We start from the raw sequence: 3,436 nt of genomic DNA on the forward strand, positions 1-3,436 counted from the left end.
TTTGGATATATCAAAATCGGCTACTTCCACAAAATGCATGTAGCAAGCTCTAGTATTGCTCATCACCATTGCGGCAACACACTGGCTGACCGTGCGCTAGTCCGGCCCGCATCTCCTCGGCGATGTGCTGTCCTGTTGAGCCCGCGCGTCCACAGTCTGCCCGCTTTTGCCGGTACTGGTGAGGTGGTACAATCTGCACGAAGGCACTCAGAGAAAGGCGTTTGACCTGGGGGTATAGCGGCTATGCCAGTCATTGGGCTAAGCGTGTGTGGGAGAAACGATCAGGGCCAACTGGGAGATGGCACGACAACAAACAGGCTAACAGTGGTTCACATAGACCTACCGGTGTACCCCATAGACGCGGCCGGTGGCGGGCTTCATACACTCGTAGTCCTTGAGGATGGTACCCTATGGTCGTGGGGAGCTAATCGTTCGGGGGAATTGGGGGACGGGACAACTACCAATCGCACAACGCCCGTCCAGGTCAAGGGGCCTGGGGGCGTAGGCTACCTCTCGGGGATTCTCGCGGTCGCTGCTGCCGCAGGCGTGGAACGCACCGGATCGTGGCCTCCTGACATAGGTTACGGTCACAGTTTGGCGCTTTCCGCCGAAGGCGAGGTATGGGCGTGGGGGCTAAACGACTCAGGGCAACTCGGTGACGGCACTAGAACGTCCAGAAGCACCCCCGCCAAGGTTCCCGGTCTCGTCGGTGTGGTGGCCATAGCCGCCGCTGGCGGGGGAATGGCTAACCCAGTCTCCTACACTTTCATACCCGGTACGTCCTACGCGTTGACCGGAGATGGATTGGTCTACGCTTGGGGCTATGACGAACAGGGGCAGTGCGGACAGGGCACTGCTACAAGTTATAGGCTAAGCCCAGTGCGAGTGCTGACGCTTACTGACGTGATAGCTATAGCGGCTGGGTCGGCCTCGATTCAAACTTCCACGAACGCAAGGCTGGGGGGTCATGCGCTGGCACTGAAATCCAACGGCGAAGTATGGGCATGGGGATGCAACATCAATGGGCAACTGGGCGATGGCACAACAGCGCACCGTTACACCCCCGTAAAGGTGGCAGACCTGACTGACGTAGTGGCTATAGCGGCAGGGGGTGAGGGAATAGAAGCCCCTACGCTGGGGGGAATCGGCGGCCACTCCCTGGCGCTCAGAGCTGACGGCACGGTATGGGCTTGGGGGCTAAACAACTATGGGCAGCTTGGGGACGGCACAACGGCCAACAGGACTACTCCCGTACAGGTAGTCGGACTCTCCGATGTCGTGGCCATAGCCGCTGGACGCTTCCACTCCCTGGCCCGCAAGAAGGACGGTACCGTATGGGCGTGGGGCTACAATGCTTATGGGCAACTGGGAGATGGAACTACCACGGATAGACTCACGCCCACTCAAATAAGCGGTGTCAGTGGCTCCGACTTGGTTTGGAAGTGCGCCCGCACCCTGGGCGACCACACGGTGCTCATGCACCCTCACCCAGGCAAGCTCTACCTGGGCCAGATTGACGGCATCAAGCTGGAGCAGCTTATGGGCCGGGTCTTGGCTGGGAACACCCTCGGTCCCATCCCCATACCCGTATTCAACTTCTGCCCCCAGTCCGTCTCGGGCGTGAAGGCGACTCGCCTCAGCCTGCCCCCGAACGACGTAATCGAAATCAGCGCGACCCGTGACCCCTTCGCGGCCGAAGACCCCGTGTACCTGCCCGGCACCTTCGGCCCTGGTGAGCAGATCGGGACGGTGTGGGTGCGGGTGAAGCCGCCCATCCTCGTGGACAGCCAGCCCAACCAGGGGCTGAAGTCTTTTGAGTTGAAGGCCACGAATGCTCAGTAGAATGGGGGTGCGGACGTGCAGAAGGTGCTCGTGAGCGACTTGGTGATCCGCTACGAGGTCCTGCCGCGCCATGAAGCGGCTGAAGGGAGGGATCGAGATGCCGGAACCCGTAGAGGGCACGAAGCGTACCCTGAGCAATCCCGGGGCGAACGAGACAGTCAAGAAGAACAACCCGGAGGGCCAGAAGGACAACCCAGGGGAAGAGGAACGCCAGGTAGGTAATCCGGTTACAGCCGACGGAGGCGACTGGCCCCGCCGCCTGGGCTGGCTGGTGTTCGCCGGCTTGGTCCTGGCCGGCCTGGCCGTGGCGACTCAGGGACGCTCGTAACCGCTACCAGCTGTAACAACGCCGCGTGGCCGGGGTATTCCGCTTCCCGCGACCCGGCCACGCACCCATGAGGGAGGGAGGGCGTTACCCCCGGCCCCAGGGGGGCCTATGACAGGAGTTTCAGCACCGCCTGGGGGGCAAGGTTCGCCTGCGCGAGCATGGCGGTACCCGCCTGCTGGAGGATCTGCAATTTGGTGTAGTTCATCATCTCGGCCGCCATATCCACGTCCCGGATGCGGGAATTGGCCGCCTGCAGGTTCTCGGAGGCCACCTGCAGGTTGGCGATGGTGTGTTCGAGGCGGTTCTGCATGGCGCCGAGGTTGGCACGCGAGTCAGAGACCTTGCCTATGGCCGTATCCACCAAGCTAATCGCGGTGGCAGCCTCGTTCACCACGTCCACCATGCTTCCGCCGAACAACGCCAGGGTATTTGCGGCTGCTATCGTAAGACCTATCACCTGTCCAGCATTCGCGCCGACCTGGAACGTGAAGGCTATCCCCTCTGTGCTGGTTGCACTGGCCTGCAAGAGGCTTTGATTGTTGAACTCGGTAGCCTCCGCTATCCGGGCGATTTCCTTCAGCAGTTCGTTAATCTCGGCCTGGATGGCCTGCTTGTCGCTATCCTGGAGGGTGTCGTTCGCCGCCTGCACGGCCAGTTCCCTCATGCGTTGGAGGATGGAGTGCGTCTCCTGCAACGCTCCCTCGGCCGTCTGCACCAGGGATATGGCATCCTGCGCGTTCCTCACCGCCTGATCCAGGCCCTTCACCTGGGCCAGGATCTTCTCCGATATGGCAAGCCCTGCCGCGTCGTCGGAGGCCCGGTTGATGCGCAACCCAGACGACAACCGCTCCATAGACTTGGCGAGTCGGTTGGACACGGCAGACAGGTGCCTGTGCGCGTTCAGCGCCTCCAGGTTCGAGTTGATGCGAAGACCCATAGGGTGTACCCCCTTTCGGGAAGGGCGCGGCGTCCATGCCTGCGCGGTTGACACTCCCGACCAGTCGCGCGCGAGGTCTACTGTTTTCATCGGGCGGGGGACCCCTGGTGTTTAGTGTTTGACACTCGGTCGAGCGAGTGCTCTGCAAGCGATTGAGGGGGCGGATGCGCACGGGTAGAATGTGGCAGCCTGAATTATTAGGGGCAGGCGGTGGACAAAGCCGTGACGCTCGGGGCCCGGATACGCCAACTACGGAAAAGCAAAGGCATGACCGCGCGGGCGCTCGCAGAAAGGGTCGGGCTCCATCCCCAACACGTATTCAGCATTGA

The 3,436-nt window shown here is 61.6% G+C and carries 4 protein-coding genes and 1 pseudogene; 4 read left to right on the top strand and 1 reads right to left on the bottom strand.

What is annotated here, in order from left to right:
* Positions 1 to 243: 243 nt before the first annotated feature.
* The 3 genes and pseudogenes from AB1609_18490 (at position 244) to AB1609_18500 (ending at position 2,170) form a co-directional block, all read left to right on the top strand.
* A pseudogene (locus tag AB1609_18490) lies at positions 244 to 1,416 on the top strand (hypothetical protein).
* 15 nt (positions 1,417 to 1,431) lie between these two features.
* Positions 1,432 to 1,842 carry a hypothetical protein gene (locus AB1609_18495; protein ID MEW6048436.1) on the top strand — a complete coding sequence of 137 codons (411 nt, stop codon included), beginning with the start codon at positions 1,432 to 1,434 and terminating at the stop codon, positions 1,840 to 1,842.
* 70 nt (positions 1,843 to 1,912) lie between these two features.
* On the top strand, positions 1,913 to 2,170 hold the full coding sequence (locus AB1609_18500; protein ID MEW6048437.1) for a hypothetical protein: 258 nt from the start codon (positions 1,913 to 1,915) through the stop codon (positions 2,168 to 2,170).
* Positions 2,171 to 2,276: 106 nt separating this feature from the next.
* On the opposite strand, the gene AB1609_18505 is transcribed toward AB1609_18500, so the two are convergent.
* The gene (locus AB1609_18505) at positions 2,277 to 3,107 is read right to left on the bottom strand and encodes a flagellin (GenBank protein ID MEW6048438.1); all 831 of its coding nucleotides are present in this window, start codon (positions 3,105 to 3,107) and stop codon (positions 2,277 to 2,279) included.
* Positions 3,108 to 3,329: 222 nt separating this feature from the next.
* Between AB1609_18505 and AB1609_18510 the strand changes: the two genes are divergently transcribed.
* Positions 3,330 to 3,436, top strand: a 107-nt coding sequence (locus tag AB1609_18510; protein MEW6048439.1) for a helix-turn-helix transcriptional regulator, incomplete at its 3' end; no start/stop codon positions are given.

The organism is Bacillota bacterium (genome assembly GCA_040754675.1).
Taxonomy (GTDB): Bacteria; Bacillota; Limnochordia; order Limnochordales; family Geochordaceae; genus Geochorda.

What these genes read in the sequence shown, in the direction of transcription:
- AB1609_18500 (MEW6048437.1), top strand. Translation starts at nt 1,913, where the DNA reads ATGAAGCGGCTGAAGGGAGGGATCGAGATGCCGGAACCCGTAGAGGGC.
- AB1609_18505 (MEW6048438.1), bottom strand. Translation starts at nt 3,107, where the DNA reads ATGGGTCTTCGCATCAACTCGAACCTGGAGGCGCTGAACGCGCACAGG.